Genomic DNA, 21,172 nt, shown 5'->3' with positions numbered 1-21,172 from the left:
ATTTTTTTAAGCTCCAAGTTGTAACAATTAACACAAATAAAAATCAAAGCAAAAAAATAAAGGATAAAAAATGCTAAGTCAAAGATCTCAAAATTTAGGAGAATCCTTAACTTTAGTAATGACTGATATAGCCAAAACTTTAAAAGCAAATGGTGAAAAAGTTATTAGTTTTTCAGCAGGTGAGCCTGATTTTGATACTCCAGAAATCATTAAAAAAGCAGCAATTGAAGCCATTGAAAAAGGTTGTGGAGCTTATACGCCAGTTGTGGGTATAAAAGAAGTTATAGAAGCTATACAATATAAATTTAAAAATGATAATAATTTAGAATATAAAGCAAGCGAAATCATTACCAATGTTGGTGCTAAACATTCTTTGTTTATGGCAATTGAGTGTTTAGTTGAAGAAGGTGATGAGATTATTATACCAAGTCCTTATTGGGTGAGTTATCCTGAAATGGTGAAATTTGCAGGTGGAACTCCTGTATTTATAGAAGGTGAAGCAAAAAATGGCTTTAAAATTACTCCTGAGCAATTAAAACAAGCTATTACTCCAAAAACAAAGGTTTTAATGTTTAATTCTCCATCAAATCCTACAGGGGCAATATATTCTAAAGAAGAAATTACTGCTTTAGCTAAGGTTTTAGAAGGAACTAAAATCGTAGTTTTGAGTGATGAGATTTATGAAAAATTAGTTTATGATGGAGAATTTTGTGCTTTTGCACAAGTGAGTGAAGATGCTTTAAATAGAACTGTAAGTATTAATGGTCTTAGCAAATGCGGTGCTATGCCAGGATGGCGTTTTGGTTATATGGCAAGCAAAATGAGTGAGTTTAATAATGCTGTTAAAAAATTACAAGGACAAAGCACTTCAAATATCTGCTCAATCATTCAGCATGCAGCTTTACCAGCCTTACTTGGAAAAGCAGATAATGATATTGAAATGATGAGGCAAGCCTTTTTAAAGCGTAGAGAATTAGCGTGTGAAATTTTAGCTAAAAACGATAAGTTAAAATTAGAACAAATTCCACAAGGAGCTTTTTATTTATTTATCTCTTGTAAAGAAGTTGATAGTGATTCTATGAGATTTTGTAAAAAATTATTAGAAGAGCAAAAAGTAGCTTTAGTGCCAGGTATAGGTTTTGGTATGGAAGGGTATTTTAGACTTTCTTATGCAACTAATGAAAAAGATATCATTGAAGGTTGTGAAAAAATCGTTGAATTTGTAAAAAACTACTAATTTCTTAAGCCTGTTAAAAACAGGCTTTCTTTCAAAAAAACTTATAAGCAAGTCTTTGGTATGATTATGCAAAAAATATAGGAAAATCAATGGAATTTGAAGTTCAATATAAAAGTGCAAATGCTAGAGCTTGTCGTATAAAAACTACACATAGTGAAATTTTAACTCCCATCTTTATGCCAGTTGGAACTTTGGCTGCGATTAAAAGTTTAGATGCTGTTGATATGAGTGAAATTTTAAATGCAAAAATTATTTTAGCAAATACTTATCATTTGTATTTAAGACCAGGATCTAAGGTGATTAAACAAATGGGTGGCTTGCATGGTTTTAGTAAGTTTAATGGATCTTTTTTAACAGATAGTGGAGGCTTTCAAGCTTTTTCTTTAAATAAAAATTCCAAACCTGATGAAAAAGGAATTGAATTTAAAAGTCATATTGATGGAAGTTTGCATTATTTTACCCCGCAAAGTGTTTTAGATGCTCAGTATGATTTTAACTCAGACATTATGATGATTTTAGATGATTTAGTGGCTTTGCCTGCAAGTAAAGAAAGGATAGAGCTTTCTTTAAAACGTACTATAAAATGGGCAAAAGAAGCTATTGATTATCATAAATTAAAGCAAAGCCAAGGTGTAGGAATAGGGCAAAATATCTTTGGTATTATCCAAGGTGGAACGGATTTTGAAGCTAGAAAAATTTGTTCTCAAGCACTTTGTGAGATGGATTTTGATGGACTTGCTATAGGTGGATTAAGCGTAGGAGAAGAAAATGAGGCTATGTATGATACGGTTGAAGCTATGATGCCTTATGTGGATAACAATCGCCCTAGATATTTAATGGGAGTTGGTACACCTGAAGATTTAGTAGAAAATGTAGCAAGAGGTGTTGATATGTTTGATTGTGTGATGCCAACAAGAAATGCAAGAAATGGAACTTTATTTGCTAGCTTTGGAAAATTTAATATCAAAAAAGCAGAATTTATCACTGATCATGCTCCTATAGACAGCAAATGTTCTTGCTATACATGTAAAAACTTTTCAAGAGCTTATTTAAATCATTTATTTAAAGCCAAAGAATTAACCTTTTTTAGACTTGCAAGTATTCATAATTTACATTATTATTTAAATTTGGTAAAGCAAATGCGTGAAGCTATTATTAAAGACGAATTTGAAAATTTTAGAAAGGAATTTTATAGACAAAGAATGTAAGTAAAGTGGTACGCCCAAGAGGATTCGAACCTCTGACCTTTTGAACCGCAATCAAATGCTCTATCCAGCTGAGCTATGGGCGCAAAATAAAAGAGTAATTTTATCAAAAAATTCTTAAAATTAGCAAAAACAAGTAATTTTATAGAATTTTTATATTTTTATGCTAATCTTCTTTGAATAATATTTTAGCTTAAGGCAAAGTAATGATACATAAGATTTTAATAGCTAATAGAGGTGAGATTGCAGTAAGGGTAATCCGTGCTTGTAGAGATTTACATATAAAAAGCGTTGCTGTTTATACTGAACCTGATCATGAGTGTTTGCATGTAAAAGTTGCTGATGAAGCGTATAGAATAGGAACTGATGCTATAAGAGGGTATTTAGATGGCAAAAGAATAGTTGAAATTGCTAAAGCTTGTGGAGCCGATGCTATACATCCTGGATATGGCTTTTTAAGTGAAAATTATGAGTTTGCTAAAGAATGCGAAGAAGCAGGGATTGTCTTTATAGGACCAAAATCAGATGTTATCCGTAAAATGGGAAATAAAAATATAGCAAGATATTTAATGAAAAAAAATGGAATTCCTGTGGTTCCAGGTACTGAAAAATTAAATCATTGTACATTAGAAGAGATAAAACTTCAAGCTTTAAAAATAGGTTATCCGGTGATTTTAAAAGCCAGTGGTGGCGGTGGTGGTAGAGGTATACGCGTAGTACATAAAGAAGAAGATTTAGAAAAATCTTTTGAAGCGTGCAAAAGAGAGGCATTAAGCTTTTTTAAAAATGATGAAGTTTTTATGGAAAAATATGTTATTAATCCAAGGCATATTGAGTTTCAAATTTTAGCAGATAATTATGGTAATATCATCCATCTTTGTGAAAGGGATTGTTCAATACAAAGAAGACATCAAAAAATCATTGAAATAGCACCTTGTCCAAGTATCTCAGAAAAACTAAGAAAAACCATAGGAGTTACCGCAGTAGCTGCTGCAAAAGCTGTGGGTTATACCAATGTTGGGACGGTTGAGTTTTTACTTGATGATTATAATAGATTTTATTTTATGGAAATGAATACAAGAATTCAAGTAGAACACCCAATCACAGAAGAAATCACAGGAATTGATCTTATCACAAGACAAATTCGTATAGCAAATGGGGAAATTTTAGATCTTGAGCAAAGCGATATAAAACCAAGAGGTTTTGCGATAGAAGCTAGGATTACAGCAGAAAATGTATGGAAAAATTTCATTCCAAGTCCGGGTAAAATCACAGAATATTTTCCAGCTTTAGGGCCATCTGTGAGAGTAGATAGTCATTTATATAAAGACTATACCGTGCCGCCTTATTATGATTCTTTGCTTGCAAAATTAATTGTTAAAGGTTCAAGTTATGATAGTGCAGTTAATAGACTTGAGAGAGCTTTGAAAGAATTTGTGATTGATGATATTAGAACAACTGTGCCATTTTTGATTGCAATTACCAAAATAAGAGAATTTAGAAGAGGGTATTTTGATACTTCTTTTATAGAAACACATATGGAAGAGCTTTTAGAAAAAACAGAAGATAGACACCAAGAAAACAAAGAAGAAGTAATTGCTGCTATAGCTGCGACTTTACAAAAGATAAAAGAAAGTAGACAATCATGAGTTTTTTAGATGAATTAAAAGATATAAAAAAAGCACTCCAAAAAGAACAAGGTCAAGTAAAAAAAGAAAAGGTTAAAGCGAGTAAAAGTGGAGTTAGTATGAAAAATACTGACTTAGATGCTATACAAAAAGATTTAGCTAAGCAAAATGAAGATAAAAAACAAGAGCAAGAATTTGAAGATATGTTTTTAAAAGAAGAGCGTTTGGCTAATGAATTTATGGAATTTGTAAAAAATAGTGATATTAAAAAGATCTAATGAATAATATTATTGGTTTTTGTACTTTAGAAGAAGAATGCCCTTATCTTGAAAATAGGTACTGTAGAAATGAGTATAATTATATATCTTTTATCACAAAAACACAAAATCAAGAACTAGTTTCAAGAGGTTGGCGTCGCTTTGGTTCGTATTTTTCAAGACCAATATGTAATGATTGTAATGAGTGTCAAAATTTACGTATTTTAGTAGAAAATTTTCATTTTAGCAAAAGTTATCGCAGGGTTTTGAAAAAAAATACAGCCACTAAAATAATCTTACAAAAACCTTCTTTAAGTGATGAGCATTTATTGCTTTATGAAAAATATCACCATTACCAAAAAGATAAAAGAAATTGGAAAATTTATGATTTAAATTTTAGAAAATATTATAATCTTTATGTAGATAATGCTGGTACTTTTGGATACGAGCTTGATTTTTATATAGACAATAAGTTAGTTTGTGTTGATTTGATTGATATTTTAGAAGATGGAATTTCTAGTATATATTGTTTTTATGATCCAGATTTTTCCCATCTAAGTCTTGGTAAATACTCACTTTTAACAGAAATTAAACTTGCACAATTAAAAAAATTAAAATATATTTATTTGGGATATTTTGTAAAAGGGTGTCAATCTTTAGCATATAAAGCCGATTATAGTCCAAATGAAATTTTAAAACACACTAGTGCTTTAAATGAGCAAGCATTTTTGTGGAGTTAGGTTTATAGAGAGGATTTTATGCAAGTAGTGCAAACTTTAGAATCAGTTAGTGTTAATACTGATGATTTTTTAATGTTTAAATATTTTCAAGATCTTATCCGTAAAAATTTTTCCAAAGTTATAGGTAATAAAAATAAAACCTTGTCTTTTTTTGTAGAAAATGAAATTCCTCAAAGAAGATATTTTTTAAAACTTGTTAATCACAAATATAAAAAAAATACTGGAAATCAAATTGATAATCTTGCTTTTGCACATTATAAAACCTTTAAATTAAATCTTGCTCAAGCAAATACTTTAAAACCTGTAATCTTTGCTAAAATAGGTTTTGCACAAAAGAATATTTTAATCACACTAAGTTCGAATGAAAAATTATTTGCTGTGTATTTAGAGCAGTATTTTAAAGATCATAAAAGCGTGTATGATGAAAAAAATTGTATTTTTTCAGTAGAATACAAAGATGATAATACTTTAAATCTTTTAGAAATTTTAGCTAGTGTAAATGAGCATTTGAAATATTGTGTTGATTTTACGATTAATGAAACTCAGCTTTTAGAATTTAGAAATAAAATGAAAAACAAAGCTAGTACTAATTGGAAATTTAATGCTCTGGCAAAGCTTTTTGAAAATTATTTTCAAACACTAGGATGTAATTCTAGTGATGATTTTGCTACTATTAGACAAAATTATCTTAATTTGGTTAAAATTTATCATCCTGATCGCCATCAAGGTAAAAGTAAGATCGAACAAGCTTATTGCCGTGAAGAATTTGAGAAAATTCAGCTTGCTTATGAGAGTTTAAAATCTTTATATAAAAATAACACTTGATGCTAAAATAACATCATTTTAAGTTGCAATTTATTAAAATTAATTTTTTATAAAAATTTAGGGAATAATATTGGTTGCTGATAGAAAGTTATTTTTTTTAAGTTGCATTCTTATAACTATAGGAATACTTTTTTCATATTCTTTAAGTGCTTTTACTGTTCTTTATTTAGAATATAATGAATTTCACTTTTTTATCAGACAGCTTTTTTTTGGGCTTAGTGGTATAGCTATTATTTATTTTGTTTCAAGATTAAATCCTGATAGTAAAATGGCGCATTATTTGATGATAAGCGTTTTACTCATCTCTTTTTTATTTATACTTATTTTACCTTTTCTACCTACCTTTCTTGCTACTGCAGCAGGTGGCGCTAAAAGGTGGATTAGGCTTGGTCCTTTATCTATCTCTCCAGTTGAATTTTTTAAAATAGGCTTGATTTATTTCCTTGCTTGGTCTTATACAAGAAGAATTGATGATAGCAAAAAAGCAATCAAACATGAAGTTTTAATTTTAATTCCTTATTTTATTTTAGCTGCTTTTGTTATTGGTTATATTTATATGACACAAAATGATTTAGGGCAAAGCGTTATTTCTTTTTTCTTGGTTTTTGCTTTAGCTTTTTTTGCAGGAGCTAGTAAAAGACTTTTTGCTTTTGGCGTGGTTATTGTTGGAATGATTGGGGTTTTGGTAATCTTAAGTAATCAAAGAAGAATTCAGCGTATTTCTGCTTGGTGGGGAAATATCCAAGATGCGTTTTTACCTTTCTTTCCTGATTGGCTAGCAAGTGTTTTAAGAGTAAGTCACAACTCAGAGCCTTATCAAATTTCACATAGTTTAAATGCTATAGCTCATGGTGGATTTTTTGGAGAGGGTTTAGGGCTTGGAACTTTTAAACTAGGATTTTTAAGTGAGGTCCATACGGACTTTGTCTTATCAGGGATTACTGAAGAGATAGGACTATTAGGATTAAGTATTATTTGTTTTATATATTTGATGGTAATACTTCGAATTTTTAGAATAGCAGGGCGTTGTGAAAATAAAGTTCATTTTTTGTTTTGTTCGGGTGTAGCTTTGCTTTTATTATTTTCATTTTTTATGAATGCTTTTGGAATTATTTCCTTGACTCCATTAAAAGGTGTTGCTGTGCCACTTTTAAGCTATGGAGGTAGTTCAATGTGGTCTATTTGTCTTGGAATAGGCTATGTTTTAATGATTAGTAAAAAGGTAAAAATATAAATTTGTTAATTAAAATATATAAAAAATAACTTAAATAAAAAATATTTGCTATCAAGTCTTTACAAAAAACTTTTTTCTGCTATAATTATGCTATATTTATTATATAAGGAGGCGGATATGAAGAAATACAGGCGTTTAAACACATTATAATCATTTATCAATTTTATTTTTAATTTTTAATAAAGGAAAGAAATGAAAAAAATATTATATGTTGTTTTGGCGTTATTTGGTATATTGGCTTTAGGTGCTTGCTCAAGCGATAAAAATCAAGCTAGTGCTTCTAGTGAAAAAGTTTATAAAGTAGGTATAGCTGCAAATTATCCTCCTTTTGATTTTGTTAAAGATGCAAAAATTACCGGATTTGATGTTGATTTACTAGAAGAGGTTGCAAAAAGAGAAAATTTAAAACTTGAGTGGGTAAACATGAGTTTTGATGGTTTGATTCCTGCTTTAAAAGCTGGAAAGATTGATATGATAGCTTCTGCTATGAGTTCAACACCACAAAGACTTACTAGTATGGATTTTAGTGATACTTATTTTAATACTAAAAATTTATATTTAAAACTAAAAACAGATTCTAGTATCAGTGATAAACAAAGTTTGGAAGGTAAAAAAATAGGTGTTCAACTTGGAACCATCCAAGAAAGTGCTGCTAAGGCTATTCCAAATGCTCAAGTGGTGGCTAGCGAAGAAATGTTAGCTGCAATTTTGGCTTTAAAAGCTGGTAAAGTTGATGCAGTTTTGACAGATAAAGATATCGGTAAAGGTTATTTAAAAACTAATGAAGAGTTAGAAGCATTTTTAGAAGAAAATGATGGAAGTTCAGGATTTTGTATAGCTTTTGATAAAGGAAAACAAACTGAGCTTGTTCAAAAAATTAATGCAGGTTTAGAAAAAGTTAAAGCTGATGGTACTTACCAAAAAATCGTAGAAAAATACGATTTGCAATAATCAACTTAAAGCCTTGATACTTGCTTTCAAGGCTTTAAAAAAATACTCTATATCTTCTTTTGTGTGTGTATAATGAAAACCCACTCTTAGCCAACCTGGTTTAAATTTTAGCTCTTGATTATCTTTTAATTTTAGTAAATCATGCCCATAAGGTCCTGCGCAAGCACAGCCTGCTCTTGTTTCTATCTTATAAGTTTTGCTTAGTTTGTAAGCTAAATCAAAAGGAGAAATTCCTTCTATGTTAAAAGCAAAAATAGGCAATCTATGAGTGATATTTTTTGCATATAAGATCATTTTTGGAAAATTTGTACATTGTTTTAAAAAATACTCACAAAGCTCTTTTTCTTTTTTTTCTATATTTTTTAAACCTATTTCATTGCGTACTTTAAAAGCTAAACTTGCTCTAATAAGTTGAATAATTCCAGGTGTGCCACCTTCTTCTAAATTTTCAACCTCGCATAAGTATTGCTGAGAAGTTCTTGAAACATAGCCTACGGTTCCACCTGCAGCAAAGCTAGGAGTATTACCACATAGATTTTTTTTAATAGCAAGTAAGCCACAAGATCCTACACCACCAAGTAATTTATGAGAACTGATAAACACTGCATCGTAAAATTTAGGATTTAAGTTAGCATAAGGAGCTAAGGTGGAAATATCAAAAGCAACTACGCCATCATATTGTTTGATTAGAGTGTAGATTTTTTTATAATCACTTAAAATTCCTGTGACATTTGAAGCAGCGTTAAAACTTGCTATGATTTGTCTGTTTTTGGATTTTTTTAACAATTTTTCCAAAAAAGCATAATCTAACTCGCCTTTTTTATCTAAGGGTATGCGAACGCATTCACACAAAGCTTCTCTGAATGAAAGCTCGTTAGAATGATGTTCATAAGGTCCTACTATAACTAAAGGTAAGGTGTTTTTATCTGTATTTTTAAAGTATTTTTCTTTAATAAGCGGGGGTATATATAGACCTAAAAGTTCTTGAAATTTTTTAATAGCAGCTGAAGATCCACTCCCGCAAGCTATAAGAGCAAAGCTATTATCTAATTCAAGGTATTTTTTTAAATTTGTTCTTGCATTTTCATAATGTTGCTGCGTGATGAAAGAATTTAAAGAGCTATCTGAATGTGTATTTGCATAAGTTGTAAGAATTTTTTTTATTTCTTTTTCTATACTTTTTAATGCTAAAGCGCTAGCTGTAAAATCAAAATAATATATGCCTTTTTTTAAAATAATATCTTGTTTTAATGTTTCAATATTCAAAAAAATCCCCCAAAAATTTGTTAAAATTATATCATACAAAATATTTAAAATAAGGATGTGGTTATAAATTTTAGTGATTTTTCAAAACGCTGTGAAACTTTGGAGCTTAAAAATATTTTTGATTTTTATAGTATTTTTGATGAGTTTGAATTTGATTTGAAATTAAGTTTATATGATAATATTTTAAATGTTTTTATTTTAAAAGCTTTTGATATTTTATCTTATTTAAATTTAGATGATAATGCTTTGAAGGCTTTGAGCGTTTTAAGTAAAAATGATAGAAAACGCTATTCTATCAATAAATCTATTCCGCATTTTCAAGCTCTAGGACTTGTTAATAAACTTTTAGAAAAAAATATTTTGACTTTGGAAAAAAGTCAAGAAAAGCCTATTGTGAAAAATAAAAGACAAAAGATTAAAAAAGAATTACGCTCATATAGCATTCAAGATAAGGTTGTTTTTAAAAATCAAGGATTGAGATTTTTCTTTTATTTTATATATCCTAATTTAAACTTAATTACGATGAAAAGATACAACGAGCTAATGGAAGTAATCCAAGAAAATTTAGAAAAATATCAAAGCTTTACTTTTGAGCTTTTGTGTAAAGAATTTTTAGCTAAAAAGCTTAAGGTAAAGCAGGTGTATAGTTTTTGGAATTATTACTGTGAGATAGATCTTTATTATAAAAAAGAAAATTTTTGTGTTTTAGGTGAGGTTAAATTTAAAGAAAGAAAAATATGTAAAAATATTTTAAATACTTTAAAAAATAAAGCAAAACAGTTGCAAATTCAACCTAATTTATATGTGCTTTTTTCAAAGAGTGGCTTTAGTAAAGAGCTTATTCTAAATAAGGAGCGTAATTTGCTTTTATATACTTTAGAAGATTTTCAATTTTTAATTAAGGATTAAGTGTGGATGAGAATATTTTAAAAAGTTTAGATTCTAGTGAAAAAGAAAATTTACAACAAGGGCTAAAAGCCTTAATAGAGCAAACCTATGTTATAGAAAATGAATATAAGCAACTTAATGAAAACTACACTGCGTTAAGACAAATGGTAAGTGATATTATAGAAGTTTTACCAATGGCTTTGTGGGTTTTAGATACTAATAAAAAGATAACACTTCAAAATAACTTAGCTAATCAACAACCAAAACTTTTAGAAAAAATTGATCTTGAAAAAACTCATTATGAGCTTGAGTTTGATCATAAATTTTATTTAATAAAAGTCACCTCTCATGCAGATAAACTTATAGTTAGCGCCACTGATATTAGCGATGAAAAAAGGAATGAAAGATTAGCCAGTATGGGTACAGTAGCAGCACACCTAGCACATGAAATACGCAATCCTATCGGTTCTATTTCTTTGTTAAGTTCAACTTTGTTTGAAAGAAGTGAGTTAAAAAATAAGCATATAGTATTAGAAATTCAAAAAGCTATTTCTAGGGTGGAGCGTATTGTAAATTCTACTTTGCTTTTTACAAAAGGAGTGCATGTTAATTTAAATGAATTTAATTTAAAAGAATTACAAGATGAATGCGAACAAGCTATTGGAGCTTATAATTATCTAGCTAATATTGATTTTACATTTGAATTTTTAGATTTAAAAATCAACGCAGATAAATCTTTGCTTGCTTTGGTTTTGCAAAATTTGCTTTATAATGCCATAGATGCTATTGAAGAAAGTGAAAATGATGATGGTTGTATAAAAGTTAAATGTGAGCAAAAAGAAGATAAAATCTTTATCAAAGTTTATGATAACGGGGTAAGTATCAAAGATAAAAAAATGGTTTTTGAAGCTTTTAAAACAACTAAGTTAAAAGGCAATGGTCTAGGACTTTCTTTGTCAAAACAAATTATTGATGCACATAATGGAATTTTAGGTTTTGATGAAAATCCAAAATGTTTTTTTATAGAGCTTAAAATTTAAGCTCTATAAAATAAATTTTTTCTTAAAATAATAAAAAATATTTGTCCTCATAGCTCAGCTGGATAGAGCGCAGAATTCCTAATTCTGAGGCCGCAAGTTCAAACCTTGCTGGGGACACCATTTAAGGAAAAAGATGTTTCATATAGTCTTGGTTGAGCCTCGTATACCACAAAATACAGGAAGTATAGGCAGAATGTGTTTTAATGCGGGATTTACTTTACATATTATCAATCCACTTTTTAGTATCGATGAAAAGGCAGTTAAAAGAGCGGGGCTTGATTATTGGAAAAAATTAAATCCTTTATTATGGAATAATTTAGAAGATTTTTTAAAAGAATATGAAAAATTTCAAGATAGATTTTTCTTTGCGACAACTAAAACTACTCAAGCTTATTTTGACGTAAATTATCAAAAAGGTGATTTTTTGTTTTTTGGAAGTGAAAGTTTTGGCTTACCTATGGATTTAATGCAAAAAAAATGGGAAAATGTCATTACTATACCGATGAAAGATTGTGGTAGAAGTTTAAATTTAGCTACAAGTGTAGGTATAGTGAGTTATGAGGCTTTGAGGCAAAATTTTGCCTCTTTTGAAAAATTTTAATGATTTAAAACTTGATTTAAAAATTCTTTCAATCTTTCATTTTTTGGGTTTTCAAAAGCTATTTTAGGACATTCATCTACTGCTATAATGCCTTTATCCATAAAGAAAATTCGATTAGCTACATTTCTTGCAAATCCCATTTCATGTGTAACTACAAGCATGGTTAGACCTTCTTTAGCTACTTCTTTCATGATGTTTAAAACTTCACCTATCATTTCAGGATCTAAAGCTGAAGTTGGTTCATCAAATAAAATCACATCAGGATTCATCATTAATGACCTTGCTATGGCAATACGCTGTTTTTGTCCGCCTGAGAGTTTGTGAGGAAAATAGCTTTCTTTATCACTTAAGCCAACTTTTTTGAGTAGTTCTCGTGCTTTTTTTACTGCTTCGTCTTTACTCATGATTTTTGTTTGTACTGGCGCTAGACATAAATTTTCTAAAACATTTTTATTATTAAAAAGATTAAAATGTTGAAATACCATGCTTACTTTTTGACGAATTTTATTGATATCTGCTTTTTTATCAAGTATATTAACATTATTGATATAAATATTACCACTATCTGGTGTTTCAAGTTTATTTAAACAGCGTAAAAAAGTACTTTTTCCACCTCCACTAGGCCCTATAATAGCAATAATATCGCCTTTATGTACTTCAACACTAATATCTTTTAAGACTTCTAAATCTCCGTATTTTTTAATTAAATTTTCTATTTTAATCATGTTTATTTAATCTCACTTCTATAATTCTTGCGATAAGTGTTAAAATTTTAACACTTATATAATATACAAGTCCTGTAAAAATAATAGGTTTAGGATTATAATAAATTGCTTGCAAGCTTTTACTTTGCATGGTAATATCCATAACACTAATATAACCTACTATTGAAGTTTCTTTAAATAAAGAAATAAATTCATTCATCAAAGAAGGTAAAATGTTTTTAATTGCCTGCGGGAAGATGATTAGTCTCATAGAAGCAGAATAATTAAGTCCCATTGCTCTTGCTGCTTCCATTTGTCCTTTGTCTACACTTTGAATTCCACTTCTTACGATTTCAGCTACATAAGCAGAGCTATTAAGCCCAAGCGCGATAATAGCCACATAAAAATTATCACTCCAAGTAGCAAAAATCACTACTGAAAAAATCAAAAGTTGTAAAAGTAAAGGGGTTCCGCGTATGATGTCTATGTATTCATCTATAATAAAATTTAAACTTTGGATTTCTAAAAATCTTAAAAATGCTAGGAAAAAACCAAACACTATTCCTATTAAAATCCCACCCACTGTTAAACCAAGTGTTGTGAAATAACTATGAACATAAGCTTTAGCTTCTATGGTATAAGCATATTCACCTGTGGCTAAACCATTTTGATCTTTGACTTGTAAAATTTCAATAGGAAATGAGAAATAAACCCAAAAAATAATAATGGCAAAAAATACAAAAAGTTTCATCGTATTTTGTTTCAACTTGCACACCTTGATAAATTTTTAAAAATCTAAGTGTATAAAAATTAAGTTTTCTTTTTACTTAAAGGTGTTTTATGTGATGTTGTTGTTAATATTTTGAGTTAAAATTTCACATAGCTATAAAAAATAAAATAAATTTAACCTAAAATTATATTTTTTTATAACAAATTCATTTTTTTATGATAAATTTGTATTTGAAAATTTATAAAAAAGGAGATAAATATGGATTTAATATCCCAATTTGTTGCCTTTGTGAATAATCAGTATTATTCTATTTTAGTAATTTTACTTATTGTCACGGGGTTTTATTATAGTTATTTGACTGGTTTTGTGCAATTTCGAATGCTTCCTTATGTATTTGATATCTTAACAGAAAAGCAAGAAAAGCATGAAAAACACCATATTACTCCTTTTCAAGCTTTGATGATTTCAACAGCTTCAAGAGTTGGTATAGGAAATATCGCAGGTATCGCAGTAGCAGTTGTTTTGGGTGGACCAGGTGCTTTATTTTGGATGTGGGCTATGGCGTTTTTTGGTGGTGCCTCAGCTTTTGCAGAAAGTACTTTAGCGCAAGTTTATAAAAGCCGTGATGGTAAAAGTTTTAAAGGTGGTCCTGCTTATTATATTAGTAAAGCTTTAAATTTAAAATGGCTTGGAGCTGTTTTTGCGGTGATTTTAATCATTACTTATGCTTATGGATTTAATGGTCTTCAAAGTCAAACTATGACTTCAGCATTTGAGTTTTACTATAAAGGCATGGTTGATGCTAGTGAAGTAAGCTTTGCTCAAAGTTGGTGGCCTATTGTAATAGGAGCAATTTTAGCTGTTTTTGCTGCTTATATGTTTTTTGGTGATCATACTAAAATAGGTAAAGTAAGCTCAGTTATCGTTCCTATTATGGCAATGATTTATGTTGGTTTATCTATCATAGCAATGTTTATGAATTTTGATAAAATTCCTGAAGTGTTTTCTATGATTTTTAAAAGTGCTTTTGATTTTGAAGCTATTTTTGGTGGATTTGCAGGTTCTGCTTTGGTTATAGGTATAAAAAGAGGATTATTTTCTAATGAAGCAGGCATGGGTTCAGCGCCAAATGCAGCAGCTTCAGCTCTTACAACTCACCCTGCAAAACAAGGAGTTATTCAAGCATTTTCTGTATTAATTGATGTGATTATTTGTACAAGTTCAGGATTTTTAGTGTTATTTTCACTTGCTTATGCAAATAATATCGGCGTAGATGGTAAGCCTATTTTAACAGCACTACCCTTGGTGCAAGAATCTATGAAAGAATATTATGGAAATTTAGGTGTGCATTTTACTACTGTTAGTATAGTTTTATTTGCTATTACTTCTTTGATAGGAAATTATTATTATGCTCAAGCAAATATTAAATACCTTACTCAAAATCCTATTATTATCAATCTTTTTAAAGCAAGCGCTGTGCTTATGATTTTTATTGGTGCAAATATGGATTTAAAATTTGCGTGGGATTTAGCTGATACTACCATGGCATTTATGGCTACGATTAATATCATTTCTATTTTATTACTTGGTGGTATAGTGAAAAAGGTATTAAAAGACTTTAGCGAGCAAAAAAGACAAGGTAGAGATCCGGTATTTAGTGCTTCAAAGCTTGGTATTAAAAATGCAGAGTGTTGGGACTAATGATAGATTATATTATTATTGCTTTGTTTATAGCTTTTATGGTTTTTCTTGTGTTTGGCTTTAACCGCCAAATGCAAGAAAAAGCTAAACAAAGAGAAGAAAAACTAAAAACAAAGAAAGATTTTAAAAAAAATAGGTAAAATACACTAAAAATTTTTAAAAAAGAGTGTAAAATGAAATTGTTAATAGAAATAGGCACAGAAGAACTTCCTGCTATTCCTTTATTAAAAGAGCTTCCAAATATTACTAAAAAATGGGAAAAGATTTTACAAGAGTATCATTTAGAATCTGAATTTAAATTTTTCTATACTCCTAGAAGATTGGTTTTTATTCATGAAAATTTTAAAGAAAAACAAGATGATTCTTTTGTGGAATTTATAGGTGCACCTAGGGCGATAGCTTATAAAGATGGAAAGCTTACTCAAGCAGGGCTTAGTTTTTTAGAAAAAAGTGGCTTAAAAGAAGAAGAGCTTGAATTTAAAGAAATTAAAGGCAAAGAAGTCTTGTATTGTCAAAAACAAGTGCAAGGCTTACAAAGTAAAGCAGTTTTAGCTCAAATGATTGAAACTTTCTTAAAAAGCTTGAGCTTTGGTAAAACTATGAGATGGGGCGATGGTAGTTTTGAATTTATTAGAGCTATTCGCTCGCTTTGTTGTGTATTAAATGATGAGTTGATTGAGTTTGAAAGCTATGGTGTTAAAAGTGCAAAAAGTACTTTTGTACATAGAAGTGTTAGTTATGATTTGATAGCTTTTGCGAATATTGATGAGTATTTTAAAACTTTAGAGCAAAATTATATTATTTTAGATCAAGAACAAAGAAAAAAGCTTATTATCGAACAGTTAAAGATGCTTGAAAAAGAAAATGATATTACTATTGCAGAAGATGATGAGCTTTTAGCTGAAGTTGTAGCTATCACAGAGTATCCAAAAGCATTATTAGGGCATTTTGAAAAAGAGTATTTAGAAATCCCAAGTGAGGTAATTATCACTTCTATGAGAGAAAACCAACGCTATTTTGCAGTATTTAAAAACAATACTTTAAGCAATCATTTTATCGTAGTTTCTAATGCAGTTTGTAAAGATTATTCTAAAATCATTAATGGAAATGAAAGAGTTTTAAGAGCAAGATTAAGTGATGCGATGTTTTTTTGGAAAAATGACTTAGCGCAGGGCTTAAATAATGATAAAATAAGCCAAATGATCTATCTTGAAGGACTTGGAACCTTAAAAGATAAAATCATTAGAGAACAAAAAATCGCTACTAAGCTTTGTGAGGTTTTTGCTAATACCCAAAAAGATGAAATCTTAAAAGCCATAGAATACTCAAAAGCTGATCTAAGCAGTCAAATGGTGTATGAATTCACTGATCTTCAAGGCATTATGGGATCTTATTATGCTAAGGCTATGGGTATGAGCGATGAGCTTGCTTTGGCGATTAAAGAGCAATACCTTCCAAATGGCGATAATTCAGCTATGCCAAGTAATGAATTTAGCTCTATTGTAGCTTTAGCTTATAAATTTGATACACTTATGGGGCTTTTTTCAATGGGGAAAATCCCAAGTGGCACAAAAGATCCTTATGCTTTAAGAAGAGCAGCAAATGGTGTTTTAAAAATTATCCTAGCTTTAAATAAAAATTTTGATCTTAAGATGTTTTTAGAAGCAATAGCTAGTGAATATAAAAGCTTTGATTTGAAAATTTTATTAGATTTTATTTTAGAGCGTTTATATACTTTTTATGAAGTAAATGCTTCTTTTGTTAAAGCTGTGCTTAGCTCTAAAACTTATGATGTTATTTATATTGATTCTTGTATTAAAGCTTTGATTCAAAGTGCAAATAAGGCAGATTTTAGTCAAAATTTTGCTACTTTTAAGCGTTTGGCGAATATTGCAGTATTAAGCGAGGTTCAAATTAATGAAAATTTGTTTAACACTCAAGAAGAAAAAGATTTATATCAAGCTTTTATGCAGTGTAAAACAAAAGAAAATAATACCCAAGAGCTTTTAGAAAGCCTTTTTGCGCTCAAACCGCAAATTGATGCTTTTTTTGATAAAGTGATGATTAATGACAAAGATGAAAATATTAAAAACAATCGTCAAGCTTTAGTATGTGCAATTTATCGTGAGTTTTTAAAAATAGCTGATATTAAAGAGCTTAGTATATGAGAAAAATTCTTTTTTTGCTTTGTTTTTTGGTGTTTGCATTAGAAGCTAGAGAGATTGAGCTTGTAAAAGGGCAAGTAGTTTTTTTAGAATTTGATAAAAGTAATTTTTTACAAGTTAGTTCAAATTCTAAAAAACTTCCTTTTTTTGAGTATAAAAATAAAGTTATTGTTAGTGTAGCTATGCCTTATAAAAACCCCAAAGATAGAAAATTAATAGCTGAATTTAAAGATAATTCCAAAGAGGAAATTAATATAAAATTTAGCGAAGGAAATTATAAAAAAGAATTTTTAAAAGTTAGTGCTTCTAAGGTCAATCCACCTAAAGAAACACTTGATCGCATTAGCAAAGAATATCAAGAAGCTATTAAGGTTTATAATACTTATACTAATATGGCTTTATTTGAAGGCAATTTTGCATACCCTTTAGAAAGTAAAATTACAAGTGCTTTTGGAAAAGCAAGATTGTTTAATGATACTCTTAAAAGTTATCATAGCGGAACTGATTTTAGAGCGGCAAGTGGGACAAAAATTTATGCAAGTAATGATGGTATTGTAAGGATTGCTTCAAATCGTTATTATGCAGGAAATTCAGTGGTGATTGACCATGGATATGGGATTTATTCTCAGTATTATCATCTATCAAAACTTAATGTAAAAGTAGGGCAAAAGGTAAAAAAGGGCGAGCTTGTAGGTTTGAGTGGAGCTAGTGGTAGGGTTACAGGACCACATTTGCATTTTGGAATTTTAGTCAATGGTGTGCAAGTTGATCCACTTGATTTTATAGCTAAATTTAATACTTTATAATGATAGCTTTTAGTGAGTTTTTTCAAAATTGGATTGATAAATATTACTCTCAAGCTGTGAGTGTTGGTAAAAATGGAGATTTTTATACCGCAGTTAGTGTGGGAAATCTTTTTGGAGTGCTCTTAGCTAATCATTTTTTAAAACTTATAGATGATAAAAAATTAACTTTACCGGTTGAAGTTGTGGAAATAGGGGTAAATGAAGGGTATTTAATGCTTGATTTCATACAAGCTTTATACACTCTTAGAGCTGATGTTTTAGAGCAGATTGAATGTTTTATTATAGAGCCGCATGAAAAGTTAAGAAGTGTTCAAAAAAAACTTTTTGATGAATATGATTTAGATGTAAAAATTTATAATTCTTTAGAAGAATGTCATTTTAAAAATGCCTTTTTTTATGCTAATGAATTATTTGATTGTTTTGCATGTGAACTTATAAAAGATAGAACAATGGCATATGTTGATGATGATTTAAACATTGTTTTTAAGCCTATAAATGAAGATCTTTTAAAAGAATGTGAAAAATATGCTATCACTAATAGTGAGCTTTGTATCTCTTATAAACCTTTTTTATCCAAATTAAAACAAACTTGTGAAAAATTAACTTTTGCATGTTTTGATTATGCAAAAAAAGAAGAAAAAATTAGTATTAGAATATATAAAAATCACCAAGTGTATAATCTTTTTGAAGAGAATTTAAAAGATTTTTTTGCTAAAAGCGATATTACATATAATGTAAATTTTGACCATTTTTTACAAGTTTTAAAAGAAGAGGGCTTTGAGGTGTTAGAATATAAAAATCAAAATCAAGCCTTAATTGACTTTGGTTTGGAAGAAATTATCGAACACGCTAAAAATACTAACCCTCAAATTTATAAAAACTTTATCAACCAAAGTAAAAATTTGATGTTTAACTTTGGCGATAAGTTTAAGTTTTTAGAATTTAAGATTTAAAATCACTGCTTGTAATATCAAGCCCAAAACCTTTTAAACCTATAAATTCTTTATCGGTATTTTGACTTAGAAGTTTGATTTTTGAAATTTTTAAATACCTTAAAATTTGCGCTCCTATGCCGTAATTTTTATATTGTGTGTTTTCTTGTTTTTCATTTTTCATGAAAATGATTACACCACCTTTTTGGCTTAAAAACTCAACTTGCTTTAATAATTCATTGAATTTATTAGAAGTTAGAAGTTCAAAGTCGCTTCCACTAAGATAAAATTTAACATTCTCACATTCTTTTAAAGCACCAAAACTAAAAGCTATATGTTCGTTTTCATTATGATCTTTAAAAGTCATTTTTTTAGCTTTAAAACCTGCCAAAATACTGTCTTCTTCTTTGATTAAAGAAATCAAACTTTCATTTTTTAAACGATACTCGATTAAATCTGAAATAGTAATCATATTAATATCGTGTTTTTTGCAAAACTCAAGCAAATCGCTTCTTCTAGCCATATCTCCATTATCTTTAACAATCTCACATATCACGCATGCTTCTTTTAATCCTGCCAAGCGACATAAATCCACTGTTCCCTCGGTATGGCCTGTTCTTTCTAAAACTCCGCCTTTTTTTGCTATCAAAGGATTAATATGACCAGGACGCACAAAATCACTTGCCTTTGTATTATCATCAGCAAAAATTTGTATAGTCATATCCCTTTCATAAGCACTTACTCCTGTTGTTGCATTTTTTGCATCGACAGTGATGGTAAAAGCTGTTTCGTGATTTGATGTATTTTTAGGCACCATTAAAGGTAGTTCAAATTTTTTAGCCAAATTCTCACTCAATGCTACACACACCACACCTCTTGCATGAGTAATGGCAAAATTTACTTTTTCTTGTGAGCTAAATTGTGCAGGGAAAATCAAATCTCCTTCGTTTTCTCTATCTTCTGCATCTACCATAACTAGCATTTTGCCATCTTGAAGTTCTTTTATAGCTTGTTCTACACTAATATATCCCACTATTAATCTCCTTTTTTTATTTTTTAAGAAATTATATAACATTTTTCTTGACATTATGTAAAAAATAATATATAATGCCACTTTTAATTTAAAAATTGCTTCATTTATTGGGGTATCGCCAAGCGGTAAGGCAACAGGTTTTGGTCCTGTCATTCAGGGGTTCGAATCCCTTTACCCCATCCACTTCATATGATGCCGCGAAGTAGAGCAGTGGTTAGCTCGTCGGGCTCATAACCCGAAGGTCGGGAGTTCAAATCTCCCCTTCGCAACCAATTCCTAATGAAATTTTTCAAAGAATTTAAATTAGCTACAGAGTAAATAAAAATATTGTTAATCTTACTTTTAATGATTTTCATTAGTTTTAATACTCTAATTTAACATATCAGAAATTTGAATTTAGCTTTAATATAAAACACTTAAAAAAATAATTAAAATAAGAATGTAATTTAAAAAAGTTTTGATCAGAATAAAAATACGAGATTAAATAAAATGGTGGATTTAGCAGGCGTGTAATTTACCAACTAAACTCCTAAATATCCATACTTTAATGAAATATTTTTCATTTGCACATACTTTTGCACATACTTTGTATTTTATTGTAAAAATGTGTAAAAAAGTGATATTGTTTTGCTAAATAGGTGATGTATTAAAATTTTTAGAGTGTGAATTTCAAGGAAAGAATATTGTGAATTTAAATTCTAATAAAGAAAAATACTGCCTGACTAATGAAGAGTAAGTGTTAATATATTCAAGAAACAATTTCAAAAATAGAATATTTGCTATTATATGAATTGCTAAAGTAGATTAAATCTTATTTTAAAGATTTAACCCCTAGTATAATTTTAGCTATTTTTTCAAAGCTATAAACATTTTTAAAATCATTACCATTTAAATTTTTTCTAATATCTATAATTCTACATTATACTATACTAAATATTTTATTTTATGTCCTGTTTATACTGTAAAATAAAATATAAATGCTATGCTTTAGATAGTTTTAGAAGTTAGTAAAGATATTGTATGTTTAAAACGATAACTATTTTAAATGTAATAGTTGTGTTTTAAAAAAGCACTAGCCATATCGAAGATGAAGATACTCAAGTTGGTATTAATGATGAAAATAATAATGGTTGGGAAGATGATGGTTCTTATAGAGGACAAATTTTTATCTTTAATGGAAAAGATAATAGATGTCGCTCTAAAGACAAATTTTTTGGTTTAACTGGGGG

The 21,172-nt window shown here is 29.1% G+C and carries 20 protein-coding genes and 4 tRNA genes; 19 read left to right on the top strand and 5 right to left on the bottom strand.

The annotated features are described in order from the left end of the window. Window positions 1-70: 70 nt before the first annotated feature. On the top strand, window positions 71-1,237 hold the full coding sequence (locus CAMP5118_RS05075) for a pyridoxal phosphate-dependent aminotransferase (RefSeq protein WP_337216770.1): 1,167 nt from the start codon (window positions 71-73) through the stop codon (window positions 1,235-1,237). Window positions 1,238-1,326: 89 nt separating this feature from the next. Further along, window positions 1,327-2,445, top strand: coding sequence for a tRNA guanosine(34) transglycosylase Tgt (gene tgt / locus CAMP5118_RS05070; RefSeq protein WP_337216769.1), 1,119 nt, complete (start codon window positions 1,327-1,329; stop codon window positions 2,443-2,445). Between the two features lie 6 nt (window positions 2,446-2,451). On the opposite strand, the gene CAMP5118_RS05065 is transcribed toward tgt, so the two are convergent. Continuing rightward, window positions 2,452-2,528, bottom strand: a tRNA-Arg gene (locus tag CAMP5118_RS05065). Between the two features lie 120 nt (window positions 2,529-2,648). Here CAMP5118_RS05065 and CAMP5118_RS05060 point away from each other — a divergent pair. The 6 genes from CAMP5118_RS05060 to CAMP5118_RS05035 all read left to right on the top strand — a co-directional run bounded on the left by CAMP5118_RS05060 (window position 2,649) and on the right by CAMP5118_RS05035 (window position 8,077). Beyond that, window positions 2,649-4,091, top strand: coding sequence for an acetyl-CoA carboxylase subunit A (locus CAMP5118_RS05060; RefSeq protein WP_263663960.1), 1,443 nt, complete (start codon window positions 2,649-2,651; stop codon window positions 4,089-4,091). After that, entirely contained in the window at window positions 4,088-4,348 is a 261-nt protein-coding gene (locus tag CAMP5118_RS05055; protein WP_263692280.1) for a hypothetical protein, read from the top strand. Before CAMP5118_RS05060 ends, CAMP5118_RS05055 begins: the two co-directional genes overlap by 4 nt. Then, window positions 4,348-5,067, top strand: coding sequence for an arginyltransferase (locus CAMP5118_RS05050; protein WP_263663958.1), 720 nt, complete (start codon window positions 4,348-4,350; stop codon window positions 5,065-5,067). The genes CAMP5118_RS05055 and CAMP5118_RS05050 overlap by 1 nt, the downstream gene beginning before the upstream one ends. Before the next feature lie 18 nt (window positions 5,068-5,085). Further along, on the top strand, window positions 5,086-5,892 hold the full coding sequence (locus CAMP5118_RS05045; protein WP_039617961.1) for an adenylosuccinate lyase: 807 nt from the start codon (window positions 5,086-5,088) through the stop codon (window positions 5,890-5,892). Between the two features lie 70 nt (window positions 5,893-5,962). Further along, a complete protein-coding gene (gene ftsW / locus CAMP5118_RS05040; RefSeq protein ID WP_257397039.1) occupies window positions 5,963-7,126 on the top strand; it encodes a putative lipid II flippase FtsW in 1,164 nt (387 codons plus the stop codon). A gap of 192 nt (window positions 7,127-7,318) precedes the next feature. Further along, complete coding sequence (locus CAMP5118_RS05035; protein WP_337216768.1) at window positions 7,319-8,077, top strand: basic amino acid ABC transporter substrate-binding protein; 759 nt, start codon at window positions 7,319-7,321, stop codon at window positions 8,075-8,077. Here CAMP5118_RS05035 and CAMP5118_RS05030 read toward each other — a convergent pair whose 3' ends face one another. Beyond that, window positions 8,078-9,343, bottom strand: a complete 1,266-nt coding sequence (locus tag CAMP5118_RS05030; RefSeq protein WP_337216767.1) for an aminotransferase class V-fold PLP-dependent enzyme — start codon at window positions 9,341-9,343, stop codon at window positions 8,078-8,080. It lies immediately after the preceding gene. Between the two features lie 57 nt (window positions 9,344-9,400). Between CAMP5118_RS05030 and CAMP5118_RS05025 the strand changes: the two genes are divergently transcribed. The 4 genes from CAMP5118_RS05025 (at window position 9,401) to CAMP5118_RS05010 (ending at window position 11,872) form a co-directional block, all read left to right on the top strand. Then, window positions 9,401-10,252, top strand: coding sequence for a DUF234 domain-containing protein (locus CAMP5118_RS05025; protein ID WP_263682990.1), 852 nt, complete (start codon window positions 9,401-9,403; stop codon window positions 10,250-10,252). Between the two features lie 2 nt (window positions 10,253-10,254). Next, window positions 10,255-11,271, top strand: a complete 1,017-nt coding sequence (locus tag CAMP5118_RS05020) for a fla regulon two-component system sensor histidine kinase FlgS (protein WP_263702777.1) — start codon at window positions 10,255-10,257, stop codon at window positions 11,269-11,271. A 43-nt stretch (window positions 11,272-11,314) separates the two neighbouring features. Further along, window positions 11,315-11,391, top strand: a tRNA-Arg gene (locus tag CAMP5118_RS05015). Window positions 11,392-11,404: 13 nt separating this feature from the next. After that, complete coding sequence (locus CAMP5118_RS05010; RefSeq protein ID WP_337216766.1) at window positions 11,405-11,872, top strand: tRNA (cytidine(34)-2'-O)-methyltransferase; 468 nt, start codon at window positions 11,405-11,407, stop codon at window positions 11,870-11,872. Here the strand turns inward: CAMP5118_RS05010 and CAMP5118_RS05005 are convergent. Both CAMP5118_RS05005 and CAMP5118_RS05000 read right to left on the bottom strand, forming a co-directional pair. After that, window positions 11,869-12,597 (bottom strand): amino acid ABC transporter ATP-binding protein, encoded by a 729-nt coding sequence (locus tag CAMP5118_RS05005; RefSeq protein WP_047208169.1) that lies wholly within the window; start codon window positions 12,595-12,597, stop codon window positions 11,869-11,871. The genes CAMP5118_RS05010 and CAMP5118_RS05005 overlap by 4 nt on opposite strands. Continuing rightward, window positions 12,590-13,342 (bottom strand): amino acid ABC transporter permease, encoded by a 753-nt coding sequence (locus tag CAMP5118_RS05000; RefSeq protein WP_337216765.1) that lies wholly within the window; start codon window positions 13,340-13,342, stop codon window positions 12,590-12,592. The genes CAMP5118_RS05005 and CAMP5118_RS05000 overlap by 8 nt, the downstream gene beginning before the upstream one ends. A 222-nt stretch (window positions 13,343-13,564) precedes the next feature. On the opposite strand from CAMP5118_RS05000, the gene CAMP5118_RS04995 reads away from it, so the two are divergent. From CAMP5118_RS04995 to CAMP5118_RS04975, 5 genes are read left to right on the top strand one after another with little or no spacing between them, the layout of a single operon-like run. Further along, window positions 13,565-15,007 (top strand): alanine/glycine:cation symporter family protein, encoded by a 1,443-nt coding sequence (locus CAMP5118_RS04995; RefSeq protein ID WP_214100050.1) that lies wholly within the window; start codon window positions 13,565-13,567, stop codon window positions 15,005-15,007. Then, window positions 15,007-15,147, top strand: coding sequence for a hypothetical protein (locus tag CAMP5118_RS04990; RefSeq protein WP_164717489.1), 141 nt, complete (start codon window positions 15,007-15,009; stop codon window positions 15,145-15,147). Before CAMP5118_RS04995 ends, CAMP5118_RS04990 begins: the two co-directional genes overlap by 1 nt. A 33-nt stretch (window positions 15,148-15,180) precedes the next feature. Then, the gene (gene glyS / locus CAMP5118_RS04985) at window positions 15,181-17,175 is read left to right on the top strand and encodes a glycine--tRNA ligase subunit beta (RefSeq protein ID WP_337216764.1); all 1,995 of its coding nucleotides are present in this window, start codon (window positions 15,181-15,183) and stop codon (window positions 17,173-17,175) included. Then, complete coding sequence (locus CAMP5118_RS04980; RefSeq protein ID WP_337216763.1) at window positions 17,172-17,978, top strand: M23 family metallopeptidase; 807 nt, start codon at window positions 17,172-17,174, stop codon at window positions 17,976-17,978. Before glyS ends, CAMP5118_RS04980 begins: the two co-directional genes overlap by 4 nt. Before the next feature lie 2 nt (window positions 17,979-17,980). Beyond that, on the top strand, window positions 17,981-18,931 hold the full coding sequence (locus tag CAMP5118_RS04975) for an SAM-dependent methyltransferase (RefSeq protein ID WP_337216797.1): 951 nt from the start codon (window positions 17,981-17,983) through the stop codon (window positions 18,929-18,931). Here CAMP5118_RS04975 and CAMP5118_RS04970 read toward each other — a convergent pair. Beyond that, on the bottom strand, window positions 18,921-19,943 hold the full coding sequence (locus tag CAMP5118_RS04970) for a bifunctional 3,4-dihydroxy-2-butanone 4-phosphate synthase/GTP cyclohydrolase II (protein ID WP_337216762.1): 1,023 nt from the start codon (window positions 19,941-19,943) through the stop codon (window positions 18,921-18,923). The genes CAMP5118_RS04975 and CAMP5118_RS04970 overlap by 11 nt on opposite strands. Window positions 19,944-20,051: 108 nt before the next feature. Here CAMP5118_RS04970 and CAMP5118_RS04965 point away from each other — a divergent pair. Both CAMP5118_RS04965 and CAMP5118_RS04960 read left to right on the top strand, forming a co-directional pair. After that, window positions 20,052-20,126 (top strand) — tRNA-Gln (locus tag CAMP5118_RS04965). A 13-nt stretch (window positions 20,127-20,139) separates the two neighbouring features. Next, window positions 20,140-20,215, top strand: a tRNA-Met gene (locus tag CAMP5118_RS04960). The last annotated feature ends 957 nt before the right edge of the window (window positions 20,216-21,172 follow it).

The sequence above is a fragment of the Campylobacter sp. LMG 7929 genome (assembly GCF_024723595.1).
Lineage (GTDB): Bacteria > Campylobacterota > Campylobacteria > Campylobacterales > Campylobacteraceae > Campylobacter_D.
This window is presented reverse-complemented; position numbering and strand designations above follow the sequence as displayed.

Coding starts and splice junctions, on each gene's coding strand:
- CAMP5118_RS05075 (WP_337216770.1), top strand. CDS start 71: ATGCTAAGTCAAAGATCTCAAAATTTAGGAGAATCCTTAACTTTAGTA.
- tgt (WP_337216769.1), top strand. CDS start 1,327: ATGGAATTTGAAGTTCAATATAAAAGTGCAAATGCTAGAGCTTGTCGT.
- CAMP5118_RS05060 (WP_263663960.1), top strand. CDS start 2,649: ATGATACATAAGATTTTAATAGCTAATAGAGGTGAGATTGCAGTAAGG.
- CAMP5118_RS05055 (WP_263692280.1), top strand. CDS start 4,088: ATGAGTTTTTTAGATGAATTAAAAGATATAAAAAAAGCACTCCAAAAA.
- CAMP5118_RS05050 (WP_263663958.1), top strand. CDS start 4,348: ATGAATAATATTATTGGTTTTTGTACTTTAGAAGAAGAATGCCCTTAT.
- CAMP5118_RS05045 (WP_039617961.1), top strand. CDS start 5,086: ATGCAAGTAGTGCAAACTTTAGAATCAGTTAGTGTTAATACTGATGAT.
- CAMP5118_RS05035 (WP_337216768.1), top strand. CDS start 7,319: ATGAAAAAAATATTATATGTTGTTTTGGCGTTATTTGGTATATTGGCT.
- CAMP5118_RS05010 (WP_337216766.1), top strand. CDS start 11,405: ATGTTTCATATAGTCTTGGTTGAGCCTCGTATACCACAAAATACAGGA.
- CAMP5118_RS05005 (WP_047208169.1), bottom strand. CDS start 12,597: ATGATTAAAATAGAAAATTTAATTAAAAAATACGGAGATTTAGAAGTC.
- CAMP5118_RS04995 (WP_214100050.1), top strand. CDS start 13,565: ATGGATTTAATATCCCAATTTGTTGCCTTTGTGAATAATCAGTATTAT.
- CAMP5118_RS04990 (WP_164717489.1), top strand. CDS start 15,007: ATGATAGATTATATTATTATTGCTTTGTTTATAGCTTTTATGGTTTTT.
- glyS (WP_337216764.1), top strand. CDS start 15,181: ATGAAATTGTTAATAGAAATAGGCACAGAAGAACTTCCTGCTATTCCT.
- CAMP5118_RS04980 (WP_337216763.1), top strand. CDS start 17,172: ATGAGAAAAATTCTTTTTTTGCTTTGTTTTTTGGTGTTTGCATTAGAA.